The 24,958-nt window shown below is 66.5% G+C and carries 25 protein-coding genes; 20 read left to right on the top strand and 5 right to left on the bottom strand.

Translation table 11 applies throughout. The annotated features are described in order from the left end of the window. Positions 1–215 precede the first annotated feature (215 nt). The 9 genes from ACX1NL_RS07660 (at position 216) to ACX1NL_RS07620 (ending at position 9,021) form a co-directional block, all read left to right on the top strand. Complete coding sequence (locus ACX1NL_RS07660; RefSeq protein ID WP_458897790.1) at positions 216–2,504, top strand: Tex family protein; 2,289 nt, start codon at positions 216–218, stop codon at positions 2,502–2,504. A 114-nt stretch (positions 2,505–2,618) separates the two neighbouring features. Next, positions 2,619–2,966, top strand: coding sequence for a 50S ribosomal protein L19 (rplS, locus tag ACX1NL_RS07655; RefSeq protein WP_181888664.1), 348 nt, complete (start codon positions 2,619–2,621; stop codon positions 2,964–2,966). A gap of 186 nt (positions 2,967–3,152) precedes the next feature. Next, a complete protein-coding gene (gene lepB / locus ACX1NL_RS07650; RefSeq protein ID WP_239356951.1) occupies positions 3,153–3,887 on the top strand; it encodes a signal peptidase I in 735 nt (244 codons plus the stop codon). Positions 3,888–3,891: 4 nt separating this feature from the next. After that, on the top strand, positions 3,892–4,548 hold the full coding sequence (locus ACX1NL_RS07645) for a ribonuclease HII (RefSeq protein ID WP_458897789.1): 657 nt from the start codon (positions 3,892–3,894) through the stop codon (positions 4,546–4,548). Next, on the top strand, positions 4,545–4,850 hold the full coding sequence (locus tag ACX1NL_RS07640) for a DUF2469 domain-containing protein (protein WP_181888661.1): 306 nt from the start codon (positions 4,545–4,547) through the stop codon (positions 4,848–4,850). The genes ACX1NL_RS07645 and ACX1NL_RS07640 overlap by 4 nt, the downstream gene beginning before the upstream one ends. Positions 4,851–5,032: 182 nt before the next feature. Next, positions 5,033–5,413, top strand: a complete 381-nt coding sequence (locus tag ACX1NL_RS07635) for a YraN family protein (RefSeq protein ID WP_239306807.1) — start codon at positions 5,033–5,035, stop codon at positions 5,411–5,413. Continuing rightward, positions 5,400–6,926 (top strand): YifB family Mg chelatase-like AAA ATPase, encoded by a 1,527-nt coding sequence (locus ACX1NL_RS07630; RefSeq protein WP_458897788.1) that lies wholly within the window; start codon positions 5,400–5,402, stop codon positions 6,924–6,926. The genes ACX1NL_RS07635 and ACX1NL_RS07630 overlap by 14 nt, the downstream gene beginning before the upstream one ends. Then, positions 6,927–8,126, top strand: coding sequence for a DNA-processing protein DprA (locus ACX1NL_RS07625; RefSeq protein ID WP_269952465.1), 1,200 nt, complete (start codon positions 6,927–6,929; stop codon positions 8,124–8,126). Between the two features lies 1 nt (position 8,127). Beyond that, complete coding sequence (locus tag ACX1NL_RS07620) at positions 8,128–9,021, top strand: tyrosine recombinase XerC (RefSeq protein WP_458897787.1); 894 nt, start codon at positions 8,128–8,130, stop codon at positions 9,019–9,021. Here ACX1NL_RS07620 and ACX1NL_RS07615 read toward each other — a convergent pair. Next, entirely contained in the window at positions 8,984–9,523 is a 540-nt protein-coding gene (locus tag ACX1NL_RS07615) for a M23 family metallopeptidase (protein ID WP_181888656.1), read from the bottom strand. The two genes, ACX1NL_RS07620 and ACX1NL_RS07615, sit on opposite strands and share 38 nt — an antisense overlap. Positions 9,524–9,824: 301 nt before the next feature. Here ACX1NL_RS07615 and rpsB point away from each other — a divergent pair, with 301 nt between their 5' ends. The 3 genes from rpsB (at position 9,825) to pyrH (ending at position 12,701) form a co-directional block, all read left to right on the top strand. Continuing rightward, complete coding sequence (gene rpsB, locus ACX1NL_RS07610; RefSeq protein WP_239306802.1) at positions 9,825–10,772, top strand: 30S ribosomal protein S2; 948 nt, start codon at positions 9,825–9,827, stop codon at positions 10,770–10,772. A 195-nt stretch (positions 10,773–10,967) separates the two neighbouring features. Beyond that, positions 10,968–11,786 (top strand): translation elongation factor Ts, encoded by an 819-nt coding sequence (gene tsf / locus ACX1NL_RS07605; protein WP_181888654.1) that lies wholly within the window; start codon positions 10,968–10,970, stop codon positions 11,784–11,786. A gap of 231 nt (positions 11,787–12,017) precedes the next feature. Then, positions 12,018–12,701 carry a UMP kinase gene (gene pyrH, locus ACX1NL_RS07600; RefSeq protein WP_070474098.1) on the top strand — a complete coding sequence of 228 codons (684 nt, stop codon included), beginning with the start codon at positions 12,018–12,020 and terminating at the stop codon, positions 12,699–12,701. On the opposite strand, the gene ACX1NL_RS07595 is transcribed toward pyrH, so the two are convergent. After that, a complete protein-coding gene (locus tag ACX1NL_RS07595; protein ID WP_458897786.1) occupies positions 12,698–13,780 on the bottom strand; it encodes an amidase family protein in 1,083 nt (360 codons plus the stop codon). The genes pyrH and ACX1NL_RS07595 overlap by 4 nt on opposite strands. A gap of 76 nt (positions 13,781–13,856) precedes the next feature. Here ACX1NL_RS07595 and frr point away from each other — a divergent pair, with 76 nt between their 5' ends. Genes frr through rlmN form a run of 3 tightly spaced genes read left to right on the top strand, consistent with a single transcriptional unit; the run spans position 13,857 to position 16,533 of the window. Next, positions 13,857–14,414 carry a ribosome recycling factor gene (gene frr / locus ACX1NL_RS07590; RefSeq protein WP_181888652.1) on the top strand — a complete coding sequence of 186 codons (558 nt, stop codon included), beginning with the start codon at positions 13,857–13,859 and terminating at the stop codon, positions 14,412–14,414. A gap of 36 nt (positions 14,415–14,450) precedes the next feature. Then, entirely contained in the window at positions 14,451–15,371 is a 921-nt protein-coding gene (locus tag ACX1NL_RS07585) for a phosphatidate cytidylyltransferase (RefSeq protein WP_255713910.1), read from the top strand. A 58-nt stretch (positions 15,372–15,429) separates the two neighbouring features. Next, positions 15,430–16,533, top strand: a complete 1,104-nt coding sequence (gene rlmN / locus ACX1NL_RS07580) for a 23S rRNA (adenine(2503)-C(2))-methyltransferase RlmN (RefSeq protein ID WP_458897785.1) — start codon at positions 15,430–15,432, stop codon at positions 16,531–16,533. 270 nt (positions 16,534–16,803) lie between these two features. Here rlmN and ACX1NL_RS07575 read toward each other — a convergent pair whose 3' ends face one another. Continuing rightward, positions 16,804–17,337, bottom strand: a complete 534-nt coding sequence (locus ACX1NL_RS07575; protein WP_269510422.1) for a DUF2631 domain-containing protein — start codon at positions 17,335–17,337, stop codon at positions 16,804–16,806. 186 nt (positions 17,338–17,523) lie between these two features. Between ACX1NL_RS07575 and dxr the strand changes: the two genes are divergently transcribed. Genes dxr through map form a run of 5 tightly spaced genes read left to right on the top strand, consistent with a single transcriptional unit; the run spans position 17,524 to position 23,864 of the window. Further along, entirely contained in the window at positions 17,524–18,687 is a 1,164-nt protein-coding gene (gene dxr / locus ACX1NL_RS07570; protein ID WP_458897784.1) for a 1-deoxy-D-xylulose-5-phosphate reductoisomerase, read from the top strand. A gap of 15 nt (positions 18,688–18,702) precedes the next feature. After that, entirely contained in the window at positions 18,703–19,911 is a 1,209-nt protein-coding gene (locus tag ACX1NL_RS07565) for a M50 family metallopeptidase (protein ID WP_458897783.1), read from the top strand. Between the two features lie 20 nt (positions 19,912–19,931). Continuing rightward, positions 19,932–21,095: a flavodoxin-dependent (E)-4-hydroxy-3-methylbut-2-enyl-diphosphate synthase gene (gene ispG, locus ACX1NL_RS07560; protein ID WP_269952473.1), complete on the top strand. Its 1,164-nt coding sequence runs from the start codon at positions 19,932–19,934 to the stop codon at positions 21,093–21,095. 1 nt (position 21,096) lies between these two features. Further along, the gene (locus ACX1NL_RS07555; protein WP_458897782.1) at positions 21,097–22,911 is read left to right on the top strand and encodes a penicillin-binding transpeptidase domain-containing protein; all 1,815 of its coding nucleotides are present in this window, start codon (positions 21,097–21,099) and stop codon (positions 22,909–22,911) included. A gap of 53 nt (positions 22,912–22,964) precedes the next feature. Further along, on the top strand, positions 22,965–23,864 hold the full coding sequence (gene map, locus ACX1NL_RS07550; protein WP_239306793.1) for a type I methionyl aminopeptidase: 900 nt from the start codon (positions 22,965–22,967) through the stop codon (positions 23,862–23,864). Between the two features lie 136 nt (positions 23,865–24,000). On the opposite strand, the gene ACX1NL_RS07545 is transcribed toward map, so the two are convergent. Next, entirely contained in the window at positions 24,001–24,420 is a 420-nt protein-coding gene (locus tag ACX1NL_RS07545) for a hypothetical protein (RefSeq protein ID WP_181888646.1), read from the bottom strand. 54 nt (positions 24,421–24,474) lie between these two features. Further along, entirely contained in the window at positions 24,475–24,885 is a 411-nt protein-coding gene (locus ACX1NL_RS07540; RefSeq protein WP_181888645.1) for a hypothetical protein, read from the bottom strand. Positions 24,886–24,958: the final 73 nt, after the last annotated feature.

Raw genomic sequence — 24,958 nt, 5'->3', positions numbered from 1 at the left:
GAACCCGAGATCACCCTGGAGGGGGATACGCTCACCGTCGCCGGGCGCACCGCGCTCGCGCTCGATGAGGCGACGCGTGCGGTGGAAAAGGCGCTGCCACCTGGGGCTTATCAGTCCGGCGAGACTAAAAAGGTTTAACCTATCTGGTGGGCTCGCTTCTGGCGCAGGTGCTGTTGTAAAGCTTGCGCGAAACGCCCGCGACTAGACTCGTCCGAATGACATCAATCGCAGCCACCATCGCGAACGAAATCAATGTGCGGGACAACCAGGTCGAGCAGGCGCTGAAACTGCTCGCCGAGGGTAACACCGTCCCGTTCATCGCCCGCTACCGCAAGGAGGCCACGGGCGGCCTCGACGACGCGCAGCTGCGCCACATCGAGGAGCGCAACACCTACCTGCTGGAGCTCGCCGAGCGCAAGCAGGCCGTGCTGGAAAGCATCGACGAGCAGGGCAAACTTACCGACGAGCTGAAGCAGGCGATCCTTAGCGCTGACACGAAGGCGCGCGTGGAGGACCTCTACCTGCCGTACAAAAAGCGCCGCAAGACTAAGGCGGACATCGCGCGCGAGGCCGGGCTTGAGGCGTTGGAGCAGCAGCTTATCGACGACCCTTCGGTCGACCCCGAAACCCTGGCAGAGGCCTACCTGTCGGAGGGCTTCCCGGACGCGAAGGCCGCGCTCGAGGGCGCCCGCGCGATCCTGGTGGACCGCTTCGCCACGGACGCGGACTTAGTCGGCGAGGTGCGTGACCGCGTGTACGCCCAGGGCACCATGCGCTCCGCCGTGGTGGAGGGCAAAGAAACCGAGGGCGCGAAGTTCGCGGACTACTTCGAATTCTCCGAGCCCTTTGAGAAATTGCCCAGCCACCGCATCTTGGCGCTGCTGCGCGGCGAAGCCGAGGGCGTGCTCACCCTGGACATGGACCCGGGCGAGGAGGCCGTGTACGAGGGCATGATCGCGGAACGCTTCGACCTGCCGGTGAAAGATTCCGAATGGCTGGCCAAGGCGGTGCGCTGGGGCTGGCGCACCAAGCTGCAGGTCTCCGCGAACCTGGACACCCGCATGCGCTTGAAGGAGAAGGCGGAGGAGGGCGCGCTGGAAGTGTTCAAGACCAACCTGCGCGACGTGCTGCTTGCCGCGCCGGCAGGCCAGCGGGCAACGCTGGCGCTGGATCCGGGCTACCGCAACGGCGTGAAGTGCGCCGTGGTGGACGAGACCGGCAAGGTGCTTGCCACCACGATTGTGTATCCGCACCAGCCGCAGAACCGCTGGGACGCCTCGCGCGCTGAGCTGGCGTCGCTGGCCGCGCAGCACGGTGTGGAGCTCATCGCAGTGGGCAACGGCACGGCTTCGCGCGAGTCGGAAAAACTCGCTGGTGAGGTGGCGGACCTGATCGCCCAGGCGGGCGGGAAGCGGCCGACCCCGGTGGTGGTGTCCGAGTCCGGCGCGTCGGTGTACTCCGCCAGCCAGATCGCGGCGGAGGAGTTCCCGGACATGGACGTCTCCCTGCGCTCGGCGGTCTCCATCGCCCGCCGCCTGCAGGATCCGTTGGCGGAGCTGGTCAAGGTGGACCCGAAGTCCATCGGCGTGGGCCAGTACCAGCACGACGTGAACCAGACCGCGCTCGCCCAGACGCTGGACGCAGTGGTGGAGGACGCGGTGAACTCCGTCGGCGTGGACGTCAACACCGCCTCGGCGCCGCTGCTCGAGCGCGTGGCCGGCCTGTCAGGCACGGTGGCGAAGAACATCGTGGCCTACCGCGACGAAAACGGCCGGTTCACCACCCGCAAGGAGTTGGGCAAGGTGCCGCGCCTCGGCCCGAAGGCGTTCGAGCAGGCCGCCGGCTTCCTGCGCATCCAGGGCGGGGCCAACCCGCTCGACGGCTCCGCGGTGCACCCGGAGGCCTACCCGGTGGTCGAGCGCGTCGCCCAGGCCACAGGTTTGAGCACCGAGCAGCTCATCGGCAACACCGCGGTGCTGACCAAGCTCGCCCCGGCAGACTTCGCCGACGAACAGTTCGGCGTGCCCACCGTCACCGACATCCTTGCCGAGCTGGACAAGCCGGGCCGCGACCCGCGCCCGGAATTCAAGACCGCCGAGTTCAAGGAAGGCGTCAACGAGGTCAAGGACCTCAAACCCGGCATGATCCTGGAAGGCACGGTGACCAACGTCGCCGCCTTCGGCGCGTTCGTGGACGTGGGCGTGCACCAGGACGGGCTGGTCCACGTCTCCGCCATGAGCCATAAGTTCGTCTCGGACCCGCACGAGGTGGTGCGCTCCGGCGAGGTGGTGAAAGTCAAGGTCATGGATGTCGACGTCGCCCGCAACCGCATCGGGCTGAGCTTGCGGCTTGACGACGAGCCGGGCCAGCCGGCGCAGATGAAGCAGCGCAAGCAGCAGGGCAAGACTTCGGGCAAGGGTCGGAAGCGGGGTAGGCCGGAGGGACGTCGAGAAGCATCCGGCTCGATGGCCGACGCGTTGAAACGCGCCGGATTTGGGAAGTGACCGGCGCATATGTAAAATGCTGCAGGTTCTTGTAATCGACATGAACCGGCCGAGCGCCCCAGGTGGGGAAGTGCCGCCAGGGTCCTCTGTCCGAACACGTAAAGGATTGCTTTCATGAGCAACGGCATCATTGATCTTGTCGACGCAGGCCAGCTGCGCGACGACATCCCGGACTTCCGCCCGGGCGACACCCTCGACGTCCACGTCAAGGTTATCGAGGGTTCTGTGACCCGTACCCAGGTCTTCACCGGCTTTGTGGTCCGCCGCCAGGGCGCGGGCATCCGCGAGACCTTCACCGTGCGCAAGGTCTCCTTCGGCATCGGCGTTGAGCGTACCTTCCCGGTGCACTCCCCGAACATCGAGAAGATCGAGGTTGTCCGCAAGGGCGACGTCCGCCGCGCGAAGCTGTACTACATGCGTGACCTGCGCGGCAAGGCTGCCCGCATCAAGGAGCGCCGCTAGTTTCAGCGCGCACAAGTGCCCCGTCCGAGTTCGCTCGGGCGGGGCACTTTGCTTGTCGACGGCTCCCGCGGTGCTAACGTATCCCGGGTGACCAACGTGAACGGACCCGCAGGCGAGCCTTCCGCCTCGAAGCCTGCACAGCCCCACAACCCGTACGCCGCCGAGCCGCGCTATGAGGCCGCCCCGGTGGCGCAGCAGCCGGCCGCGGACGAGCCGGAGGAGAAGAAAGAGCTTCCCTGGTACGTGGAGATCCCGGTCGTGGTGGTGCTGACGCTTCTGATCATGTTTGTGATCCAGACGTTCATCGGCCGCCTCTACGTCATCCCGTCCGCCTCCATGGAGCCCACGCTGCACGGCGAGTCCGGCTCCGGCGACCGCATCTTCGTGGAGAAGGTCAGCTACTACTTCTCCGACCCGGAGCCGGGCGACGTGATTGTCTTCGCCGGCACCGATTCCTGGAACACGGGCTTCGACTCCAACCGTTCCTCCAACCCGGTCATCCGGGGCATGCAGGAGGTTGGCTCCTGGGTGGGCCTGGTGCCGAAGGACGAAAACACCCTGGTCAAGCGCATCATCGCTACCGGCGGGCAGACGGTGTCCTGCCAGGCGGGGGACCCGGCGATCATGGTGGACGGCAAGCCCATCGACCAGTCCTACATTCTGCAGCCGAACTTCTACCCGGTGGATAAATCCACAGGCTCCGACGCCTGCGGCGGGCCGTACTTCGGCCCGGTGACGGTGCCGGAGGGCAACTACTTCATGATGGGCGACAACCGCACCAATTCACTGGACTCGCGCGCGCACATGGGCGACCAGTTCCAGGGCACCATCCCGGAGGAGAACATCCGCGGCAAGGTCAAGGCAGTGGTCTTCCCGGTCAACCGCATGCAGGGCGTGAGCGACCCGGACATCCAGCAGTAGGCCCGTGCGGCGCTTAAAACAGCTGCGCACCTACGAGGTCGCCTTGGACAAGGCGGGTTTCGGCCCGGTGGCGGGGGTGGACGAAGCTGGCCGGGGCGCGTGTTTCGGCCCCATCACTATCGCCGCGTGCGTGCTTTCGCCAAAGCCACAGCCGGCGCTGGCGGAGCTCACGGACTCTAAGAAGCTCACCGCCCGCAAGCGCGACATTCTGTTCGACGCTGTGAAAGACATCGCGGTGGCGTACTCCGTGGTGCACATCTCCGCGGCAGAGATTGACCGCCGCGGCATCCAACACGCCAACATCGACGGCGCTCGTCGCGCCGTCGCCAGGCTTTCGGTGCAGCCGGGCTACGTGCTTGTCGACGCGTTCCGTATCCCCGGCCTTCCCTCACCCCAACTGCCGGTGGTGGGAGGCGACTACACCGCCCGCTGCATCGCCGCAGCAAGCGTGCTGGCCAAGGTGAGCCGGGACCGGCTGGTGTGCAAAATGGCCCAGAAGTTTCCCCAGTACGGGCTAGAGGGCCACAAGGGTTATTCCACGAAGGTGCACATGGACGCGGTGCGCCGCCACGGTGCGAGCCCCGAGCACCGTTATAGTTATGCGAACGTCAGGGACGCTGACGACTTCTATTGGCAGTCCAGCAAGAAGGGGCACGCATGAGCGCCGAGGATCTTGACAACTACGAGGCTGACGTCGAGCTTTCCCTCTACCGCGAGTACCGGGACGTGGCCAGCCAGTTCTCCTACGTGGTGGAAACGGAGCGCCGGTTCTACCTGGCCAACGCCGTGAAACTCATCCCGCACACCGACGGCGGCGACGTCTACTACGAGGTGCTGATGTCGGACGCGTGGGTGTGGGACATGTACCGCGCCGTGCGCTTCGTGCGATACGTGCGTGTGATCACCTACAAGGACGTCAACATCGAGGAGCTGGACAAGCCCGATCTGACCTTCCCGGAATAGGGCTGTCGCGAACCGTTTGTAAAACTCGGCGTGTCGCGCTTTGCGTCAGGGATTCACCTGGCCAAATTCCGGTGCGGTCGCCGAGTTTTACAAAACTGCCCGCGCCATGGAACCGCGGCGGGGCCTTCCGCGTCTGATAGAGGACCAACATTTTTGGCAACTCTATGAAACGGGGAGGCACCGTGCAGGTGAACTATCAGGACCAGTGGGAGCTGGGCAGGGCAGGCGAGCACGCCGCCATCAGGTGGTACGAGGACGAGGGCTACACCCTCTTGGGCCACCGGCAGCGCATGCGGGCGGGCGAAATCGACGCCGTCGTCGAGGACGAGGACGGCACCGTCGTCTTCGTGGAGGTGAAGTCCCGCCGCGGCACCGCGTTCGGCGCCGCGGAGGCGGTGACCACGAAGAAGCTGAACACCATGCGCCGGTGCGCGGCGCAGTGGCTGGACAAGCATTCGCAGGGCCAGTACCGCCCGATCCGCTTCGACGTGGTGGAGGTGGTCTTCGATGGGGAGGATTACATCCTGCGCCGGTTCCCGGGGGTGGAAGATGGCGCTTGCTAGCACGATGAGCGCGACCGTGGAGGGGGTCACCGCCCGCCTGGTCACGGTGGAGGCAAACGTTGGCGCCGGGTTGCCCGGCATGCACATGGTGGGGTTGGGCGACGCGGCTGTGAAAGAGTCGCGCGATCGCATCCGCACCGCGATTTCGAATTCTTCCCTGCCGTGGCCGCGCACGAAGATCATGGTGTCGCTCTCGCCCGCGCACCTGCCGAAGGCCGGCTCGCACTTTGACCTGCCGATCGCCCTGGCGGTGCTGGGCAGCCTGGATCCGCGGGTGGAACGCACGCTCGCGTCCACGATGTTCTGCGGGGAGCTGGCCCTGGACGGGACTTTGCGACGGGCCGAAGGCGTGCTGCCGATGCTCATCGCAGCCTTCGACGCGGCAGAGCCAATCCGCACCGTCGTCGTGCCCAGGGCCAACGCCGCCGAGGCCGCGTTGCTGGGCCGCCGGGAGGTGTTGGTGGCGGATTCGCTTGCGCAGGTGTGGCGGTGGATCGCCGGCGAGGTGGAGCTCGAGCCCGCAACAGCGCCGGAAGCTGACGCGCCGCAGCGGGCGGTGCCGGATTTCCAGGACCTGGCGGGGATGTCCGAGGAGCGCGAGGCCCTCGAGGTGGCGGCGGCCGGCGGGCACCACGTGATGATGATCGGCCCGCCGGGCTCGGGCAAGTCCATGCTGGCGGAGCGCATCCCGTCGATCCTGCCGCCGATGGATGTGCAGGAGATGGTCGAGGTCACCGCCATCCACTCCGCGGCCGGGGTGTCCGGCGGTGGGGTTGTGGAAACGCGGCCGTTTATCGCCCCGCACCCCTCGCTGACGCGCGTGGCGCTGATCGGCGGGGGAGGCGGCACGCCGAGGCCCGGTGTGGTGAGCCAGGCGCACCGCGGGGTGCTGTTTTTGGACGAGGCCTCGGAGATTCCGGCGCCGGTGCTCGACGCGCTTCGCATCCCGCTGGAAAAACGCGAGGTGCGGCTGACACGCGCGAGAAGGGAAGTGGTCTACCCGGCGGATTTCCAGCTGGTGCTGGCGGCGAACCCGTGTGCGTGCCAACGGATCAACGGGCAGTGCTCGTGCAAGTCCCCGCAGCGGGCGCGGCACTTAAGCAACGTCTCCGGACCGTTGAAGGACCGCCTGGACGTGTTCGTGACCACTTCGGGCGACGCGGCGGTGCTCAGCCCGAGGGACGCGGAGCCGTCGAGAAGCATCGCCCAGCGTGTGGCGGCCGCCCGCGAGCGCGCCGCAGCCCGGTGGGGGAAAGCGGGCTGCGACGAGGACGTCAACGGACGTGTGCCCGCGACGCTGATCCGCAGACATTTCCCCGCCAAGGAATCGGCGATGGCGATGCTGCAGGCGGAGCTGGTCCACGGCAAGATCACGCAGCGCGGGGTGGATAAATGCCTCAAGCTGGCCTGGACGCTCGCGGACTTGGAAGAGATGGACCAGCCGGACATCCACCATGTCTGCCGCGCGGTGGAGATGCGCGAGCACCAGCTGCAGCAGCAGGAGGTGGCGTAGATGTCGTCGTTGGAATCCTGGGCCTACCTCTCACGGGTGGTGGAGGGGCCGTCGCACCACATCCAGGCGCTTCTGCGCGTGGGCAAGACCGCGGACGAGATCGCCGACGGTGTGCGCACCCGCGCCACCTGGATCGGCGGCCTGCTGTCGCAGACCGAGAACCGATACACCTGGGACCGCCCGGCCGAAGACCTCGAGTTCGCGGCGGAGCTCGGCTACACGCTTATCACCCCGGAGTCGCCGCAGTGGCCGACGGAGGCGATCCAGTGTTCGTTTGGCCGCCAGCAGACGGGGGCGGCGAGCAAGGCCAGCCACCAGCCAGACGGCATTGCGCCGCACGCGCTGTGGGTTGCGGGCAACACCAACCTGCCGGGGCTGTTCGCCCAGTCCGTCGGCGTGGTGGGCACCCGCCACGCCACCAAGTACGGACACATGGCAACCAAAGACCTGGTTGCGGGGCTGGGCGGGCACAACTACACGGTGGTCTCCGGCGGCGCGCTGGGCATCGACACGGTCGCCCACACGACGGCCATGGACGTGCACACCCCGACCGTGGTGGTGGCGGCCTGCGGGCCTGGCGAGCACTACCCGCGCTCCAACAAGGCGCTCTTCGAGCGCGTGGTGGCCACGGGCGGCGCATTGATGACGGAGTATCCGCCCTCGGTCACCCCGGACAGGCACCGCTTCCTCACCAGAAACCGACTCGTGGCGGCGCTAACGCTGGGCACCGTGCTGGTGGAAGCGCCGTTTCGCTCCGGGGCGCTGAACACCCTGAAGTGGGTCAACGTGTTCAACCGCACCGCCATGGCGGTGCCGGGGCCTGTCACGGACGCGCAATCCCTCGGCGCCAACCTGGCCATCCAGAACAACGAGGCCGAGATGGTGCTCAACGCCGGCCAGATCCACGAGCAGCTCTCCGCCGTCGGCGAGTTCAGCGCCGAAGAGCAGATGGAGATGGAGTACCCGCCGAGCGTGACCCAGCAGCTCTCGCGCAACGAGCTGCGCATTTACGACGCCCTTCCGCCCGCCGGCCGCGCCGGCCGGGAAGCCGAGGCGGTGGCGGCGGATTCGGGGCTTTCCATCGCGCTGACGGTGCACATCCTGATGGACCTGTCCAAGCGCGGGTTGGTGGAGCGCGACAAGCGGCTCTGGTCGCGGGTGGAACAGCCCGGGTTAGGGGGAGCGGGTACACTGCCGTGACATGAGTAAACAGCTGGGGCAAGTGCAGGCGGCGGTGGAAGACTTCGCCGAATACGCTGAACTTGTCCTCGGCCGCTCCCCGAACACGGTCAAGGGCTACGTCGCGGACCTGAAAGGGCTCGCGGGCTACGCAGATACCTTCGACGCGTTCACCCTCGACGCGCTGCGGCGCTGGCTGGCGGACGCGATGAGTGCTGGCAAGAGCCGCGCCACGCTCGCGCGCCGCACCGCCGCCGCCCGCGCCTTTTCCACCTGGGCCTACCGCCAGGGATACATCAGCACCGATGCCGCGGCGCGGCTGAAAGCGCCGAAGGTCAACCGCCCGCTGCCCACGGTGGTCAAGGGCGAGCGCGCCGGGGAGCTCGTTGAGGCGGGCACCGCCGACGACGCCCACCCGGCCGAGTTTTTGCGCGACCGCGCCATGCTCGAGCTGCTCTACGCCACCGGCATCCGCGTCGGGGAGCTGACGGGCTTAAATCTCGGCGACGTGGACTTAGCCCGAGGCCTGGCGCACGTCACCGGCAAGGGCAACAAGCAACGCGTCGTGCCGTTCGGCGACGAAGCCGCAGCGGCCGTCTCCGAGTGGCTGGAATTCGGCCGTGCAGAACTTGCGGGCGACACGCCGGCGATGTTCGTCGGCTCCCGCGGCGGGCGCATCGACCAGCGCCAGGTGCGCCGCATCGTCGAGCGCGCCGGGCAGCGCGCCGGCGTAGAAAATGTCAGCCCGCACACGCTGCGCCACACCACTGCCACCCACATGCTGGAAGGCGGGGCGGACCTGCGCGTGGTGCAAGAGATGCTCGGTCACTCCAGCCTGCAAACCACGCAGATTTACACCCACGTCTCCGCGCAGCGGCTCAAGCGCGTCTACGACCAGGCGCACCCGCGCGCGTAGGGGAGCCGTCCAGGGGTTTGAGCCGGATCCGCGGCGCCTCCAACAGTGTGAGCGGGTCGATGTAGGCGTCCTTGCCCGTAAGCGCGCCCCAGTGCAGGCCGTCGTGGGAGCCGGAAAACCCCGCCGGGGCGTGCGCGAGAGTGCCAATCGGCTCGCCCTCTTTCACCTTGTCGCCGACAGTCAGCGGGGAGCGCACCGGCTGGTACGTGGTGCGGATCCCGCCGGCGTGGTCGACGGAGACCACCGGGGTGCCGGCCACCGCGCCAACGAACGCCACCACGCCATCGCCGGCGGCCAGTACGTCGGCGCCGATGCGAAGAGGCAGATCCACGCCGCGGTGGCCGGGCTTCCAGTTCTGCTCCGGGATGTCAGCGGGCCGCGCCACCGCCGCCGGGTGCGGGGTGCCGGCGGCGGGATCGACCCAGGCGGCTGCCGGGGCGGCGCAGGTGGCGGCGGCAAGGATGAGGGCGGTGGTGGACCGGAGGATCGTCGATAGGCGCATGCGTGAATAGGAGCACGCAGGACGCAAGAAAACTAGCCTGGTTGCGGAAATCTGTGGATAACCCGGTGCCTGCTGCGGTGTTATCCACAGAATGTGCAGATGAGATTAGGTTTTGCGGACGTAAGCGGGTAGTGTTGCACGGGCAGCTTTTATGGGCTGACTACGCGCGCCGGATAATGCCTGCTCAGCGACGGTCCCTCTCACAGGGTGCAGGGCGAGCACGGTGCCAGGGTGCGGGATAAAAACCCGCACGTGAGATACGCAATGTAACCGAACTACTTTCTCCGAAGGAGACAAAACCATGGCAGTTGTAACCATGCGTGAACTCCTCGACGCCGGTGTGCACTTCGGCCACCAGACGCGTCGCTGGAACCCGAAGATGCGCCGCTTCATCTTCACCGACCGTAACGGCATCTACATCATCGACCTGCAGCAGACGCTGACCTACATCGATGAGGCCTACGAGTTTGTCAAGGAGACCGTCGCACACGGCGGCACCGTCCTGTTCGTCGGCACCAAGAAGCAGGCGCAGGAGCCGATCCAGGAAGAGGCGCAGCGCGTCGGCATGCCGTACGTGACGCACCGCTGGCTGGGCGGCATGCTCACCAACTTCCAGACCGTGTCCAAGCGCATCGGCCGCATGAAGGAACTGCAGGCCATGGACGCAGCCGAGGACGGCTACGCAGGCCGCGGCAAGAAGGAAGTCCTCATGCTCACCCGCGAGCGCATCAAGCTCGAGCGCGTGCTGGGCGGCATCGCCGACATGACCAAGGCTCCGTCCGCGCTGTGGATCGTGGACACCAACAAGGAGCACATCGCCGTCAACGAGGCGCAGAAGCTGCGCATCCCGGTGGTTGCCATCCTGGACACCAACTGCGACCCGGACGTCGTGGACTTCCCGATCCCGGGCAACGACGATGCCATCGGCGCCGTGAAGCTGCTCACCCACATCGTGGGCGAGGCTGTCATCGCCGGTAAGCAGCAGCGCGAGGAGCGCCAGCTCGCTTCCGCACGCGACGCTGCAGGCGACAACGACGCGAAGCGTCAGGCAGAGGCCGCAGAGGCCGCTGCCCAGGCTGCAGCTTCCGAGGAAGTCTCCGCAGCTGACGCAGCGAAGGCTGCCGTCGCAGCTGAGTCCGCCGCTCCGCAGGAAGTTGCCGAGGTTGAGCAGCCGCACGCTGTCCGCGCAGCTGAGCAGGCTGAGGCCAAGGCGAACGAGTCCGGCGACGAGTCTGCAACCCAGGCGTAAGCTTTCCGGCTCACGCCACCTGCACGCGCACCCCGCGTTCCGCTCACGCCCGCCGGCTTTCACGCCCGGGACAGTGCGGGCGCGGGGTGTTTTGTGTGCGCCCCGTTCCAAGCCGTGCCACAGCGAGTACTGTCGGCTACGCTTGAAACGGTTTGAACACTTTTAGCAACACATTCACGAGGAGGATCGCCCACTATGGCGAACTACACTGCTGCTGACGTCAAGAAGCTCCGCGAGACCACCGGTTCCGGCATGCTCGACTGCAAGAAGGCACTCGAGGAGACCGGCGGCGACTTCGATAAGGCCGTCGAGAACCTCCGCATCAAGGGCGCGAAGGACGTGGGCAAGCGCGCTGAGCGCAACGCCCTCGAGGGCCTGGTCGCCGTTTCCGGCAACACCATCATCGAGATCAACTCCGAGACCGACTTCGTGGCCAAGAACCAGGAGTTCAAAGACATCGCAGCCCAGATCGCTGACGCAGCCGCCGCAGCGAAGGCGAACTCCCAGGAGGAGCTGGCGAACGCAGACGTGAACGGCGAGACCGCGCACGACGTCCTGGAGCGCCTCTCCGCCAAGATCGGCGAGAAGCTCGAGCTGCGCCGCGCCGCCACCATCGAGGGCGAGCGTGTTGAGGCGTACCTGCACCAGAAGGCTGCGGACCTCCCGCCGGCAGTCGGCGTGCTGGTGTCCTACACCGGGGACAACGCCGAGGCAGCGCACCAGGTCGCTCTGCAGATCGCCGCGATGAAGGCTCGTTACCTCAACCAGGAGTCCGTCCCGGCGGACGTCGTTGAGAAGGAGCGCGCGGTCCAGGAAGAGATCACCCGCAACGAGGGCAAGCCGGAAGCTGCCATCGCCAAGATCGTCGAGGGCCGCATGGGCGGCTTCTTCAAGGACGTTGTTCTGCTGGATCAGCCGGCGCTGTCTGACTCCAAGAAGACCGTCAAGCAGTACGCCGAGGAGAACGGCATCGAGGTCCTGGACTTCGTCCGCTTCGAGGTCGGCCAGGCTTAAGCTGCTGCCTTAAGCTGCGCTAACCGCAAAGCCCCGCACCGCTTCCGCCCAGTTGGGCCGGTGGCGTGTGCGGGGCTTCGTCGTGAAGCATGATGCCCCCAATTGCACGTTTCGGTGTGCGCATTAAAGCACGTCTAGAATCGTCTGCGAACATCTGCACATCCCGCCGCGCAAAAGGAGCGAATTTCGGTGACTGACCTCAATCCCAGCCGCACAGGTTTCAAGCGAGTGATGCTGAAGTTGGGCGGTGAAATGTTCGGCGGAGGCAAGGTCGGCATCGACCCGGACGTGGTCGAGTCCGTCGCACGCCAGATCGCGGACGTGGCACGCGCAGGCACCGAGGTGGCCGTGGTCATCGGCGGCGGCAACTTCTTCCGCGGCGCCGAGCTGCAGCAGCGCGGCATGGACCGCGCGCGCTCCGACTACATGGGCATGCTGGGCACGGTGATGAACTGCCTGGCGCTGCAGGACTTCCTGCAGCAGATGGGCGTGGACTGCCGCGTGCAGACCTCCATCAACATGGCCCAGATCGCCGAGCCGTACCTGCCGCTGCGCGCCGCCCGCCACCTGGAGAAGGGCCGCGTGGTCATCTTCGGCGCCGGCATGGGCATGCCGTACTTCTCCACGGACACCACCGCCGCCCAGCGCGCGCTGGAGATCGGCTGCGAGGTGCTGCTGATGGCCAAGGCCGTCGACGGGGTGTACGACTCCGACCCGCGCGAGAACCCGGACGCGAAGCTGTACTCCGAGATCTCCCCGCGCGAGGTCATCGAAAACGGGCTGAAGGTCGCCGACGCCACCGCGTTCAGCCTGTGCATGGACAATAACATGCCGATCCTGGTGTTCAACCTGCTGCAGGAGGGCAACATCGCGCGCGCCGTCTCCGGCGAGCAGGTGGGCACGCTGGTGGCCTAAGCGCGCAACAGTTCGGCCTGCGCCGCCAGGCCGAGCAACTCCGGGCCGCTGAGTGTCAGGCTGCCCAGGTGCACCCCCGCGAGCGCGATTGCGGGGGTGCGCAGCATGTTAAACACAGAGCACCACGGCGACCATTCGGTCTGCGCGTGGAAGCTTGCTTCGGGGCGCAGCGCGGGGAAGTAGCCGAGCGGGGGCGGATCGAACGCGATGGTGGGGGAGAGCACCGCGTCCACGCCCCACTGCGCCGCAAGCAACGCGGGGAGTGCGCGCGTGTGCGCCTTCGCCGCGGCGATCTGCTCTGGACGCAGGCGGTGCGCCTGATCTTTCAGCCACGCGATATAGCCGCTGTCCAGCGGGTCCACGTCCTTGAACGAACGGGTGATTGTGGTGCTGAAGTGCTCGTACGTCTCGCGCGACTCGGCGTAGGGGGAAATCTCCACTACCTCGTGGGCGCGTCCAAGGGCAGCAGCAAGCTTCTCGACGTCAGCTCCGCGCCCCTCCGCCACATCAGGGTCCGCGAACACGCCGCGGGTGAGCACGCCGATGCGCAGCCTTCTTCGCGCGGGCGGCGTCCAACCGGTGAGCGTGAACAGGTCAGCGACGTTGCGGGTGAAAAACCCGTGGGCGGACAGGTCGCGGCTGGCCAATTTCAGCCCCACCACCCCGCAGGCCGCGGCCGGCACGCGGATCGAGCCGCCGGCGTCGGTGCCGTGGGCGGCGCGCACCGTGCCGTCCGCCACCACGACGGCAGCGCCCGCGGAGGAGCCGCCGGGCGTGCGGCCGGGGAAGGCGGGGGATTCCAGCACGGCCACGCCGGGGCGCTCCGCGTAGCAGGTGGCACCCAGCTCGGAGGTGAGGGTTTTGGCGCTGACGCGCGCTCCGGCGTCGATAAGCATCTGCGCGAACGGGTCCGTTGCCTGCGCGGTGTAGGTGCGCGCGGGGTTGCCGTGCGTGGTGGGCATGCCCGCGACGTCGGTGCCGTCTTTGATCGGGACGCTCCAGCCGGAAAGCCGCCCGCCGAGCGGGCCCGTGAGCGCGGCGCCGGGCGGCGCGACGAACGTGAAGGCTGGGTGCGGCATGGCGACAGTCTAGGCACTCGGCAGGCGCTGGTAAGTTAAGGGTGACGCAAACCCGAGAAACGATAGGGGTAAAACCATGATTGATGACGTTTTGCTGGACGCCGAAGAGCGCATGACCGCCTCCGTTGAGCACACCCGAAACGAGCTGGCCACCATCCGCACCGGCCGCGCGAACCCGGCCATGTTCAACGGCGTGATGGCCGACTTCTACGGCGCGCCCACCCCGATCAACCAGATGGCAACCATCTCGGTGCCGGAGCCGCGCATGCTTCTGATCAAGCCGTACGACATGTCCACAATGGGCGAGATCGAAAACGCCATCCGCAACTCCGACCTCGGCGTGAACCCGACCGACGACGGCCAGGTCATCCGCGTGTCCGTCCCGCAGCTGACCGAGGAGCGCCGCAAAGAGCTGGTCAAGCAGGCCAAGCAGAAGGGCGAGGACGGCAAGATCGCCATCCGCAACGTGCGCCGCCAGGGCATGGAAGCGCTGAAGAAGATCCAGAAGGACGGCGACGCGGGCGAAGACGAGGTCATCACCGCTGAGAAGTCGCTGGACAAAACCACTCAGGACTACGTCGGTCAGATCGACGAGATCGTGCAGCGCAAGGAAAACGAGCTGCTGGAGGTCTAAGCCGACGTGTCGAAGGCGCAGACGGAAACCACTGAGATGGGTGCGGCGGTGAATGATGCGCCGGAGGAGCGCGAGGCCAACCCGAGCCGCTGGCCCAGCCGCGCCCCGAAGCCGAAGAACAAGGCGGGGCGCGACCTGCCGGCGGCGATTGCCACGGGCGTGGTGCTCGGCGCGCTGGTCATCGCGGCGGTGTGGATCGGGCCTATGGCCTGGTACCCGCTGGTCGCCGTCGCCGTGGCGCTGGCCATGTGGGAGGTGATGACGCGCCTGCGCGAAGCTGGCTACGTCCAGCCGCGCACGCTGATGATCATCCTCGGCCAGGCCATGCTCTGGCTGTCCGCGCCTTACGGCACCACGGGTCTGGTCTCCGGATTCGCCTTCACCGTGCTGGTGGTGATGTTCTGGGGCATGTTCCACCAGGGTAGGCACCACCAACCGGAGAACTACCTGCGCGACACCGCAGTGGCGATCTTCGTGCTCGCGTGGATCCCGCTGTTCGGCACATTCGCCGCCATGATCTCCCGGATCACCGAGGCCGGGGTTGATGGCTCCGCCTACATCGTGGCGTTCATGCTGTGCGTGGTGGCCAACGACGTCGGCGGCTACGCCGCGGGCGTGATGTTCGGCTCCCACCCGATGGCCCCGGCCGTAAGCCCGAACAAGTCCTGGGAGGGCTTCGCCGGCTCCATGACCGCCGGCATCATCACCGGCGTTTTGGTGGTGCACTTCCTCATCCACGGTCCGTGGTGGATGGGCATCGTGCTCGGCATCGCCTTGGTCATCTGCGGGACCATGGGTGATTTGGTGGAAAGCCAGTTCAAGCGCGAGCTGGGCATCAAGGACATGTCCAACCTGCTGCCGGGCCACGGCGGCATCATGGACCGCCTCGACGGCATGCTGCCCGCCGCGGCGGCGACCTACATCCTGCTGACCACCATCACGCTGATGAACCCCTAGGTCTGCGCCCGCGCCAGATTCGAAATTCGTGGCGCGACGTGCCAAGATGGGGCGCACTATGAGCGATTTCCCCCAGATCCAGCTGCTCGCCCCGAAGCGCGGCATGCCGCCGAAGCACTTCGCGGACTTGAGCAAAGACGAGCGCATCGACGCGCTCAAGGAACTCGGCCTGCCCAAGTTCCGCGCCGACCAGATCGCGCGCCACTACTACGGCAAGTTCGAGGCCGACCCGCTGACCATGACGGACCTGCCGGAGGCGCAGCGTCAAACCGTCAAGGACGCGCTGTTTCCCACGCTTTTGACGCCGGTGCGCACGGTGGAGACCGATGAGGGTGACACGACGAAGACGCTGTGGCGGCTTCACGACGGCACCCTGCTGGAATCCGTCCTCATGCGCTACCCCGGCCGCGCAACCCTGTGCATCTCCTCGCAGGCCGGCTGCGGCATGGCCTGCCCCTTCTGCGCCACCGGCCAGGGCGGGCTGGACCGCAACCTGTCCGTGGCGGAGATCGTCGACCAGGTCCGCGCCGCCGCGGCGATGATGGCTGCGGAGGGCTCGCGCCTGTCCAACATCGTGTTCATGGGCATGGGGGAGCCGTTGGCCAACTACAAGCGCGTGGTCAACGCCGTGCGCCAGATCACCCAGCCGTCCCCGGACGGCTTCGGCATCTCCCAGCGCAACGTCACCGTCTCCACGGTGGGGCTCGCCCCGCAGATCCGCATGCTCGCGGACGAGGACCTGTCCTGCACCCTGGCCGTCAGCCTGCACACGCCTGACGACGAGCTCCGCGACGAACTCGTCCCCGTCAACAACCGCTTCGAAGTGTCCGAAGTGCTGGACGCCGCCCGTTACTACGCGGATCAGACCGGCCGGCGCGTGTCCATCGAGTACGCGCTGATCCGCGACATGAACGACCACGACTGGCGCGCGGACCTGCTGGGCAAGAAGCTGCACTCGGCGCTGGGCTCGCGCGTGCACGTCAACGTGATCCCGCTCAACCCCACGCCGGGCTCGAAGTGGGACGCCTCGCCGAAGGCCCGCCAGGACGAGTTCGTCCGCCGTGTGGCAGCCCAGGGCGTGCCGTGCACCGTGCGCGATACCAAGGGCCAGGAAATCGCCGCAGCCTGCGGACAGCTCGCCGCCGACGAGGACGCCAGCTAGCCGCTTAGCTTCTGCCGAGCTCACTTTTCGCGTTTACCTGCGGCGCTACAGCCCACGCCGCAACCCTCCCGAGCACGCCTCCGCGCACAGACCCCGAGTACAGGACCCCTAGTATGCCCGAAATAGGACCATACTAGGGGTCTCTTGCTCGGGGTCTGCGGATTCGAGCCAAGGCGGAATGGGGAGGTGGCGAGTGGGGTGCAGGGCGGGCACACACGGCACGAAAAAACCGCCAGCGGGGGGCTGGCGGTGACGGTGCCGTCGAAAAGCTTAGATGCGCTCGTGCTTGCCGCGGGACTCGACGGTGATGACCTCAACGTCCTCGCGCTGCTGCGCCGCGTCCACCGGACGGGCAGCGGTGCGCTCGACCACGCGCTCCTGGCCGCGAGCCGGGCGCAGGTGGGCGACGCGGCCCGGCTCGATGTTCAGGGAACGCAGCTGAGAGTCGGAGAGGTTCTCGTACACGTCACCGGAGAGGGTGGCCTGGTCGTAGATCCAGTCCGGCTCCTGGTGGCCCACCGGCTTGTTGTGGGCGGTGACGGTGCGCACCTGGTTCAGCTTCGGCTTGGTGGCGTGCAGGATCAGGCCGAGCGCGATCAGCACCGCGAGGGCGATGAGCCAGATGGTCTCGACGTGGCCCTGGTGGTTGCCAAAGTTGTAGGCGATAAGGAACAGGACGGAGATCCAACCGGCGATCTGAATAGTGCGGTCGGTGAAGGCGCTCCAGCCGAAACGGGCGGACGGAACATCCGCCTCAGAAACGCCGTTGTACACCTGGGGTGCGTTGTCCTTCGCGTGGGCCACTGGAATGCTCCTTCAAAGCCTGGTTAGCGGTTGCCAAGATTGGTAAAACTTTCAGCGCCTATCATCGCACACTGGGTGGGGCAGAGGGGACTTCCAACCCCCAATGTGTTCAAACTTTCGCACCACAGTCCACGGGATTATGCCCGCACAGTGCCAGAATGTGCTGTTTCATGTCACAATGGGCGCGTGAAGAATGTAATCATCTTGGGCTCGACAGGTTCTATCGGTTCTCAGGCGGTTGATATCATCCGCAAACATAGAGACCAGTTCAACGTGGTCGGCATCGCCACCGGCGGAACCAACCCTGACCTGGCTATCGAGCAATCCCGCGAATTCGGCCTCAGCGCCGACCAGGTTGCCGTGCGCGATCTGGAAGGGGCCAAGAAGGTTTCGAAGGCGCTCGGTGGCTTCGTCATTACCGGCGACGCGTGCGCGACCGCGCTCGTGGAGTCGCAGGAAGCGGACTTAGTGCTCAACGCGCTCGTCGGCTCCGCTGGCCTGCCCGCAACCCTCGCCGCGCTGAAGTCCGGCGCGACGCTGGCGCTGGCGAACAAGGAGTCGCTCGTCGCTGGCGGTCGCTTCGTGCTCGAGGCTGCGAAACCCGGACAGATCATCCCGGTGGACTCTGAGCACTCCGCGATGGCCCAATCGATGCGCTCCGGTGACCGCGGGGAGGTGGCCCGCTTCGTGCTCACCGCCTCCGGTGGCCCATTCCGCGGTAATTCCCGCGAGGAGCTGATGGACGTCACCTACGAGCAGGCCGTTGCCCATCCGACGTGGTCTATGGGCTCGATGAACTCGCTGAACTCCGCGACGATGGTGAACAAGGGCCTGGAGCTGATTGAGGCATCGCTGCTGTTCGACGTCGAACCGGACAACATCGACGTCACGGTCCACCCGCAGTCCATCGTCCACTCCATGGTGACGTTCACCGACGGCGCCACGATCGCCCAGGCGTCCCCGCCGTCGATGATGCTGCCGATCTCCCACGCGCTGAACTGGCCGAACCGCATCCCGGATGCGCAGCCTGCCCTAGACTTCTCGCAGGCTTTCGAGTGGACCTTCGAGCCGTTGGATGAGGAAGCGTTCCCGGCGGTGAAGCTGGCACGCCAGGCCGCTGAGAAGGGCGAGCCGTACCCGGCGATCTACAACGCAGCCAACGAGGTTGCCGTCGACGCGTTCGTGGCAGGCCGCATCAAGTTCCCGTACATCGTGGACATCATCGCCGAGGTCCTCGAGAACGCGGATGATTTCGCGGAGGCGCCTGCCAACGTCAACGCGGTCCTGCGCACCGAGTCCCGCGCTCGCGAGCGTGCCGAGGCCGTTGTCGAGCGCCTCGCGCACAAGTAGCGCACTAGGGGTTCTGTGGGTGCGCTAGGCATTCTGGCGTTCGCGCTTGCGATCGCCGCGTCCATTGCGCTGCACGAGGCCGGGCACATGTTCACCGCCCGCGCGTTCGGCATGCGCGTGCGACGCTATTTCATCGGGTTCGGCCCCACGGTGTGGTCGACTACGAAGGGCCACACCGAGTACGGCCTTGCCGCGTTGCCGTTCGGCGGGTTCTGCGACATCGCGGGCATGACCGCGATGGATCCCCTCACGCCGGAGGAGGAGCCGCACGCGATGGTGAACAAGCCGGCGTGGCAGCGCATCGCGGTGCTGGCGGGCGGCATTGTGATGAACCTGCTCATCGGCGTGGTCATTACCTATTTCGTGGCGGTGTTCTCCGGCATCCCGAACCCGGACGCGGACTTCACTCCGCGCGTGGGCAAGACGGTGTGCGTGGCGGACCAAGTGGATGCGGAGACGCTGGGGGAGTGCTCCGGCGCGGGCCCGGCGGGCGAGGCCGGTGTCCAGGTCGGCGACACGCTGGTGGCGCTCAACGGGCAGAAGATTGAGCAGTTCGAGCAGTTGCGCGATGCCGTCGCCAAGCAGCCCGGCGAAACGGTGAGCCTCGAGGTACTGCGCGGCGGTGAGACCGTCACCCTCGACGTGCCTGTCGCCGCCGTCGAGCGCATCGATCCGGCCACTGGCGAGCGCGTCACACAGGGCGCGGTCGGCATCGGTCCCGCGCCTGTGACGGACGCGGTGAAGCAGTACGGTCCTGCAGAGGCCGTGCCCGCGACCTTCCGGTTCACCGGCGAGATGCTGCGCGCGACTGTGGACGGCATCGCGTCGTTCCCCGCGAAGATCCCGGGCGTTGTGGCCTCCATCTTCGGCGCGGAGCGCGACATCGAGGGCCCAGTCAGCGTCATCGGCGCCTCGCGCACCGGCGGCGAGCTGGTGGAGCAGGACATGTGGTCCGCGTTCTGGATGATGCTGGCCAGCCTGAACTTCTTCCTCGCCCTGTTCAACCTCGTGCCGCTACCGCCGCTGGACGGCGGGCACATTGCGGTGGTGCTGTACGAAAAGATTCGCGATGCTTTACGACGTCTCCGCGGCCTCGGCCCGGGCGCTCCCGCGAACTATGAAAAGCTCATGCCCTTGACGTACGCCATGGCAGCGCTGCTGCTCGGCGTCGGTGTGTTGGTAATGGCCGCGGACGTGGTCAACCCCGTCCGAATTTTTGGCTGACGGTGCTAAAGTTAGCCACCATGAACACCCCCATCGGATTAGGCATGCCCGAAGGCCCGGCACCGACTTTGGCTCCGCGCCGCAAGACCCGTCAGCTGATGGTGGGAGATGTCGGCGTCGGCTCGGATCACCCGATTTCTGTGCAGTCCATGACCACCACGAAGACGCACGACATCAACGCCACGCTGCAGCAGATCGCGCAGCTGACCACCGCAGGCTGCGACATTGTGCGCGTGGCCTGCCCGAAGACGGTGGACGCGGAGGCCCTGCCGGCGATTGCAGCGAAGTCGCCGATCCCGGTGATCGCGGACATCCACTTCCAGCCGAAGTACATCTTCGCGGCCATCGACGCCGGCTGCGCGGCCGTGCGCGTGAACCCCGGCAACATCAAGGAGTTCGACGGCCGCGTCAAGGAGGTCGCCAAGGCGGCGGGCGACGCGGGCATCCCGATCCGCATCGGCGTCAACGGCGGCTCCCTGGACAAGCGCCTGCTGGAGAAGTACGGCAAGGCCACCCCGGAGGCGCTGGTGGAGTCCGCGATCTACGAGGCCGGACTGTTCGAGGAGTACGGCTACGGCGACATCGCCATCTCCGTGAAGCACTCCGACCCGGTGCTGATGGTGGAGGCCTACCGCCAGCTCGCGGAGAAGACCGACTACCCGCTGCACCTCGGCGTGACCGAGGCCGGCCCGAAGTTTATGGGCACGATCAAGTCTTCCGTGGCCTTCGGCGCGCTGCTGTCGCAGGGCATCGGCGACACCATCCGCGTGTCCCTGTCCGCGGACCCGGTGGAGGAGATCAAGGTCGGCGACCAGATCCTGCAGTCGATGAACCTTCGCCCGCGCAAGCTGGAGATTGTCTCCTGCCCGTCCTGCGGCCGCGCCCAGGTGGACGTGTACAAGCTCGCTGAGGAGGTCACCGCCGGCCTGGACGGCATGGAGTTCCCGCTGCGCGTGGCCGTGATGGGCTGCGTTGTCAACGGCCCGGGCGAAGCGCGCGACGCCGACCTCGGCGTGGCGTCCGGCAACGGCAAGGGCCAGATCTTTGTCAAGGGCGAGGTCGTGGAGACCGTGCCGGAGTCCAAGATCGTGGAAACGCTCATCGAGTACGCGCACCGCATCGCCGAGGAGGAGGGCCTCGAGGAGGTCGCAGGCACCAAGGCCGAGGTCAAGGTCACCCGCTAGCATGCTCCGTCGCAGTGTCGCGGGGGTTGCGGTGGTGGCGCTTGCGGCGTCGATAAGCAGTTGCACCCCGCGACCCAACGACGCCGAACCCGCCGCCTCCGATTTTCTCAGCGCGCTGGAAAAGCGCGAGGTGAACTCGTCGCTTATCGACGACGCCTCCGCCGCCGAAACCTCGCTGAACGAGACGTGGGGTGGGCTGCAGGCGGAGAGCTTGAGCGCATCGCTTATCGACGTCCACCAGGACGACAACCTGGCCACCGCCACCTACGAGCTGCGCTGGGACCTGCCGCGAGAGCGAGATCTGACGTATCAGGCGCAGATGACGCTGACACAAAGCGGCAACGAGTGGAATGTGCGCTGGCAGCCGTCGGTTCTGCATCCGCGGCTGGGCGCGAACCAGCACCTGGAGCTGCGCTCGGTGGCGCCCTCGCAGGCAAGCGTGGTCTCATCCGACGGGGTGGAGCTGCTCAAGCCCGGCACCGCGTACCGCGTGCTCGTGGACACGGACGAGATGCGCAGCGCAAGCTCGACGGCCGCAGGTATCAGCGCGGCACTGGCGAAGGCGCACGAGGTGGATCGCGGCGTGCCCCTGCGCGACGCGGAAGGTATTGCCAAGGAGCTGGAGGACGCCTCCGGGACGTACTCCGTCGCCGTGGTGCCCGCACCTGCGCGCGACGCGTTCGAAGCGGCACTGGCAGGCGAGCCCGGCGTGCGGCTGAACGAAGAGGCCGCGATGGTCAACGCGCAGCCGGACTTCGCCCCCGACATCATGGCGCGCGTGGGCGAGCTGGTGCGCGACGACCTGCAGGGCGATACCGGCTGGAGCGTCGACGTGGTCAACGAAAACGGCGCTTCCTACGAGGAGATCAAGCGCCAGGACGCCGCCCCGGCTCCGGCGGTGCACATCAGCCTGGACCACCGCATCCAGCGCGCTGCGGAGATGGCGCTGGAGCCGGTTGCGGGCCAGCAGGCCATGATCGTGGCCATCCGGCCGTCCACGGGCGGCATCCTGGCTATTGCGCAGACGCCGGCCGCGGACGCCGGCGGCAACCTGGCAACGATGGGCCAGTACCCGCCGGGCTCGACGTTTAAGATCCTCACCGCGTTCGCCGGGCTGACCAAGCAAGGGCTCATCCCGGGCTCGCCTGTGCCGTGCCCCGGAACGATGAACCTCTTTGGGCGCACCGTGACCAACTACGCAGGCTTCGGCCTGGGCACCGTGCCGCTGGAGACCGCGTTCGCCCGTTCCTGCAACACCACCTTCGCGGATATTTCCACGAAGCTGGCGCCGGGGGAGTTGAAGACCATCGGCAAACAGTTCGGCTTGGGCATAGACATGGAGATCCCCGGGGTGGAGACCATCACCGGCTCCATCCCCGACGGCGAGGAGCCGCTGGATCGCACCGAGGCCGGCTACGGCCAGGGCTTGGATCTGGCCAGCCCGTTCGGCATGGCGCTTGTCTCCGCAGCGGCCGCTCGTGGATCGTTGCCCGTGCCGTACCTGGTGGAGGGCGAGGAGACGAAGTTGAGTGAGGATGCGGCCCCTATGGACCCCCAGGCGGTGGACGAACTACGCCAGATGATGGCCGCCGTGACCGGCCCGGGCGGCACCGCGAGCGCGTTTACCGCGGGCGGGGATATCCGCGGCAAGACCGGCGAAGCTGAGATCAACGGCGGCTCCCATTCGTGGTTCACCGGCTACCGCGCGGACGACGACATCGCCTTTGCCACCCTGGTAGTCCTCGGCGGCGGTTCTGAGGCCGCTGTGGCGCTTTCGGACCGGATGCTGCTGAACCTGGACGCGCCCGCCCAGTAGGCCGCCCAGAGGGCTGCGCGGGCCCGTTTGACCGCAGGTCTACCATTGGGGACATGAATAACCGAGGCCTACTTACCCCAGGAAAACCCACCCCAGAGCGCAAGGTGCCAAAGTCCATTGAGCGCCCTGAGTACGCGTGGAAGGACGAGGTCCAGGAGAACGTCGGCGAGCCGATCGTCCAGACCCGCGAGACCATCGAGGCGATGCGCGAAGCCTCCAAGATCGCGGCGAACGCGCTCGCCCTTGCCGGTGCCGCCGTGGCCCCGGGCAAGACCACCGACGAGATCGACGGCATCGTCCACGACTACCTGGTGGAGCACGGCGCCTACCCGTCGACGCTGGGCTACCGCGGGTACCCGAAGTCCTCCTGCATCTCCCTGAACGAAATTGTCTGCCACGGCATCCCGGACACCACGGTGATCCAGGAGGGCGACATAGTCAACATCGACGTCACCGCCTACAAAGACGGCGTGCATGGCGACACCAACGCCACCTTCTTCGCGGGCGAGGTGGCCCAGGAGCACAAGGACTTGGTGGACAGGACCTACCAGGCGACGATGCGCGGCATCAACGCGGCAACGCCCGGCCGCCAGATCAACGTGATCGGCCGTGTAATCGAGTCCTACGCCAAGCGCTTCGGCTACAACGTGGTCACGGACTTCACGGGCCACGGAGTGGGCACCACCTTCCACAACGGGCTGGTGGTGTTGCACTACGACTCCGACGCCTACACGGACGTCCTCGAGCCAGGTATGACGCTGACCATCGAGCCGATGATCAACCTCGGCGAGCTGCCTTACCGCGTGTGGGACGACGGCTGGACAGTGCAGAACATCGACGGCGAGTACACCGCCCAGTTCGAGCACACCATCGTGATTACCGACAGCGGCAACGAGATTCTCACCATCCCGGACGCGGATGTCGCCGCCGGGCAGCACATGCTGGGGGAGTAAACCGCGCAAGAAGGTAAAGCGGGCCCGTACGGATCTATTCCGTACGGGCCCGCTTTACGTCTACGGACGGACCGCAGACAGAACGAAACCCCCATTGCTACGTGCAGATGGGGGTTACGTGTCTCAGCAGCAAGAATTACTTGCTGAGCGGGTGCTGCAGCCAGCCGTTGTAGAAGGCGAAGTTGAAGCCAGCGATGACCAGGCCAACCAGGGCGCCGATGGCGGCAACGATGGAGCCGTCGATCCAGTAGCGAGCCCACTGCGGGACGTCCTCAGCGTTGGTGGTGTTACCGAAAGCATCGGTCGGGTAGAACGGATCCTTCGCGTCGTTGAAGTAGTGGGAAGAACCCTTGCCATCGAACAGGCCCTTGGTGCCGTCGCTGACAACCTCGCCGAAGTCCTTATCGGTCTCCTTCTGCTTGCCGACGAAGACGACGGCCTTGTCCTTGGAGTTGGTCTCGGTGGTGCCTTCCTCAGCGGAGGCGATTGCGGTGCCACCAGCAACGACGGTCAGAGCGGTTGCGGTAGCAACTGCAGCGGTGCGGAAGTTACGCATCGTGTTCCTTCTTTCGAAAAATGAGTTGGAATTGGTTTGCGGGAATCCGCGAACTTAGAACTGGAAATCGCCGTGGACGAAGTAGTTGTACAGCGGGCCAACGATGAGGCCGACAACTGCGGAAACAGCGGTGAAGATGGTTGCGCCGTACGCGAGACGAGCGTAACGCGGCTGGTCACCGAAGTTGTCCTTCTGGCTGCCGAAGATCTGCTCGCCGTCGGTGCCGCGCAGGTTGCCGTCCTTGTCGCGGAACTCGAGCCACTCGGACTGGACGATCTTGTTGGAGGAAGCCGGCTCGACGCCGTCCTTGCTGTCCTTGTCCTCAACCGGGCGGACCGGTGCGGTGTAGGCCGGAGCCTCCGGTGCCTCAGTGCCTTCGGTTGCTGCGGTTGCGACTGCGGTGGAGCCGAATGCCACAGCGACGGCGGTTGCGCCGGCGAGGGCTGCCTTACGGAAATTACGCATGAAACGAAATCCTTCTCTGATAGTTCTTGCACGACGTCCGGGTGGAATTCAAAGAATCCCAGGGGCATTGAGC

The organism is Corynebacterium sp. CQ3829_602738 (genome assembly GCF_054478435.1).
The sequence above is the reverse complement of the archived record's forward strand: the minus strand, read 5'-3'. Positions and strand labels throughout refer to the sequence as shown.

Excerpts from the sequence above, each read along its gene's own strand:
- pyrH (WP_070474098.1), top strand. The coding sequence starts at position 12,018 with ATGCTGAAGTTGGGCGGTGAAATGTTCGGCGGAGGCAAGGTCGGCATC.
- ACX1NL_RS07545 (WP_181888646.1), bottom strand. The coding sequence starts at position 24,420 with ATGCGTAACTTCCGCACCGCTGCAGTTGCTACCGCAACCGCTCTGACC.
- rlmN (WP_458897785.1), top strand. The coding sequence starts at position 15,430 with ATGAGCGATTTCCCCCAGATCCAGCTGCTCGCCCCGAAGCGCGGCATG.
- ACX1NL_RS07640 (WP_181888661.1), top strand. The coding sequence starts at position 4,545 with ATGAGCGCCGAGGATCTTGACAACTACGAGGCTGACGTCGAGCTTTCC.
- frr (WP_181888652.1), top strand. The coding sequence starts at position 13,857 with ATGATTGATGACGTTTTGCTGGACGCCGAAGAGCGCATGACCGCCTCC.
- ACX1NL_RS07595 (WP_458897786.1), bottom strand. The coding sequence starts at position 13,780 with ATGCCGCACCCAGCCTTCACGTTCGTCGCGCCGCCCGGCGCCGCGCTC.
- ACX1NL_RS07620 (WP_458897787.1), top strand. The coding sequence starts at position 8,128 with ATGAGTAAACAGCTGGGGCAAGTGCAGGCGGCGGTGGAAGACTTCGCC.
- map (WP_239306793.1), top strand. The coding sequence starts at position 22,965 with ATGAATAACCGAGGCCTACTTACCCCAGGAAAACCCACCCCAGAGCGC.
- tsf (WP_181888654.1), top strand. The coding sequence starts at position 10,968 with ATGGCGAACTACACTGCTGCTGACGTCAAGAAGCTCCGCGAGACCACC.
- ACX1NL_RS07625 (WP_269952465.1), top strand. The coding sequence starts at position 6,927 with ATGTCGTCGTTGGAATCCTGGGCCTACCTCTCACGGGTGGTGGAGGGG.
- ACX1NL_RS07555 (WP_458897782.1), top strand. The coding sequence starts at position 21,097 with ATGCTCCGTCGCAGTGTCGCGGGGGTTGCGGTGGTGGCGCTTGCGGCG.
- ACX1NL_RS07615 (WP_181888656.1), bottom strand. The coding sequence starts at position 9,523 with ATGCGCCTATCGACGATCCTCCGGTCCACCACCGCCCTCATCCTTGCC.
- ACX1NL_RS07585 (WP_255713910.1), top strand. The coding sequence starts at position 14,451 with ATGGGTGCGGCGGTGAATGATGCGCCGGAGGAGCGCGAGGCCAACCCG.
- ACX1NL_RS07630 (WP_458897788.1), top strand. The coding sequence starts at position 5,400 with ATGGCGCTTGCTAGCACGATGAGCGCGACCGTGGAGGGGGTCACCGCC.
- ACX1NL_RS07540 (WP_181888645.1), bottom strand. The coding sequence starts at position 24,885 with ATGCGTAATTTCCGTAAGGCAGCCCTCGCCGGCGCAACCGCCGTCGCT.
- rplS (WP_181888664.1), top strand. The coding sequence starts at position 2,619 with ATGAGCAACGGCATCATTGATCTTGTCGACGCAGGCCAGCTGCGCGAC.
- rpsB (WP_239306802.1), top strand. The coding sequence starts at position 9,825 with ATGGCAGTTGTAACCATGCGTGAACTCCTCGACGCCGGTGTGCACTTC.
- ACX1NL_RS07660 (WP_458897790.1), top strand. The coding sequence starts at position 216 with ATGACATCAATCGCAGCCACCATCGCGAACGAAATCAATGTGCGGGAC.
- ispG (WP_269952473.1), top strand. The coding sequence starts at position 19,932 with ATGAACACCCCCATCGGATTAGGCATGCCCGAAGGCCCGGCACCGACT.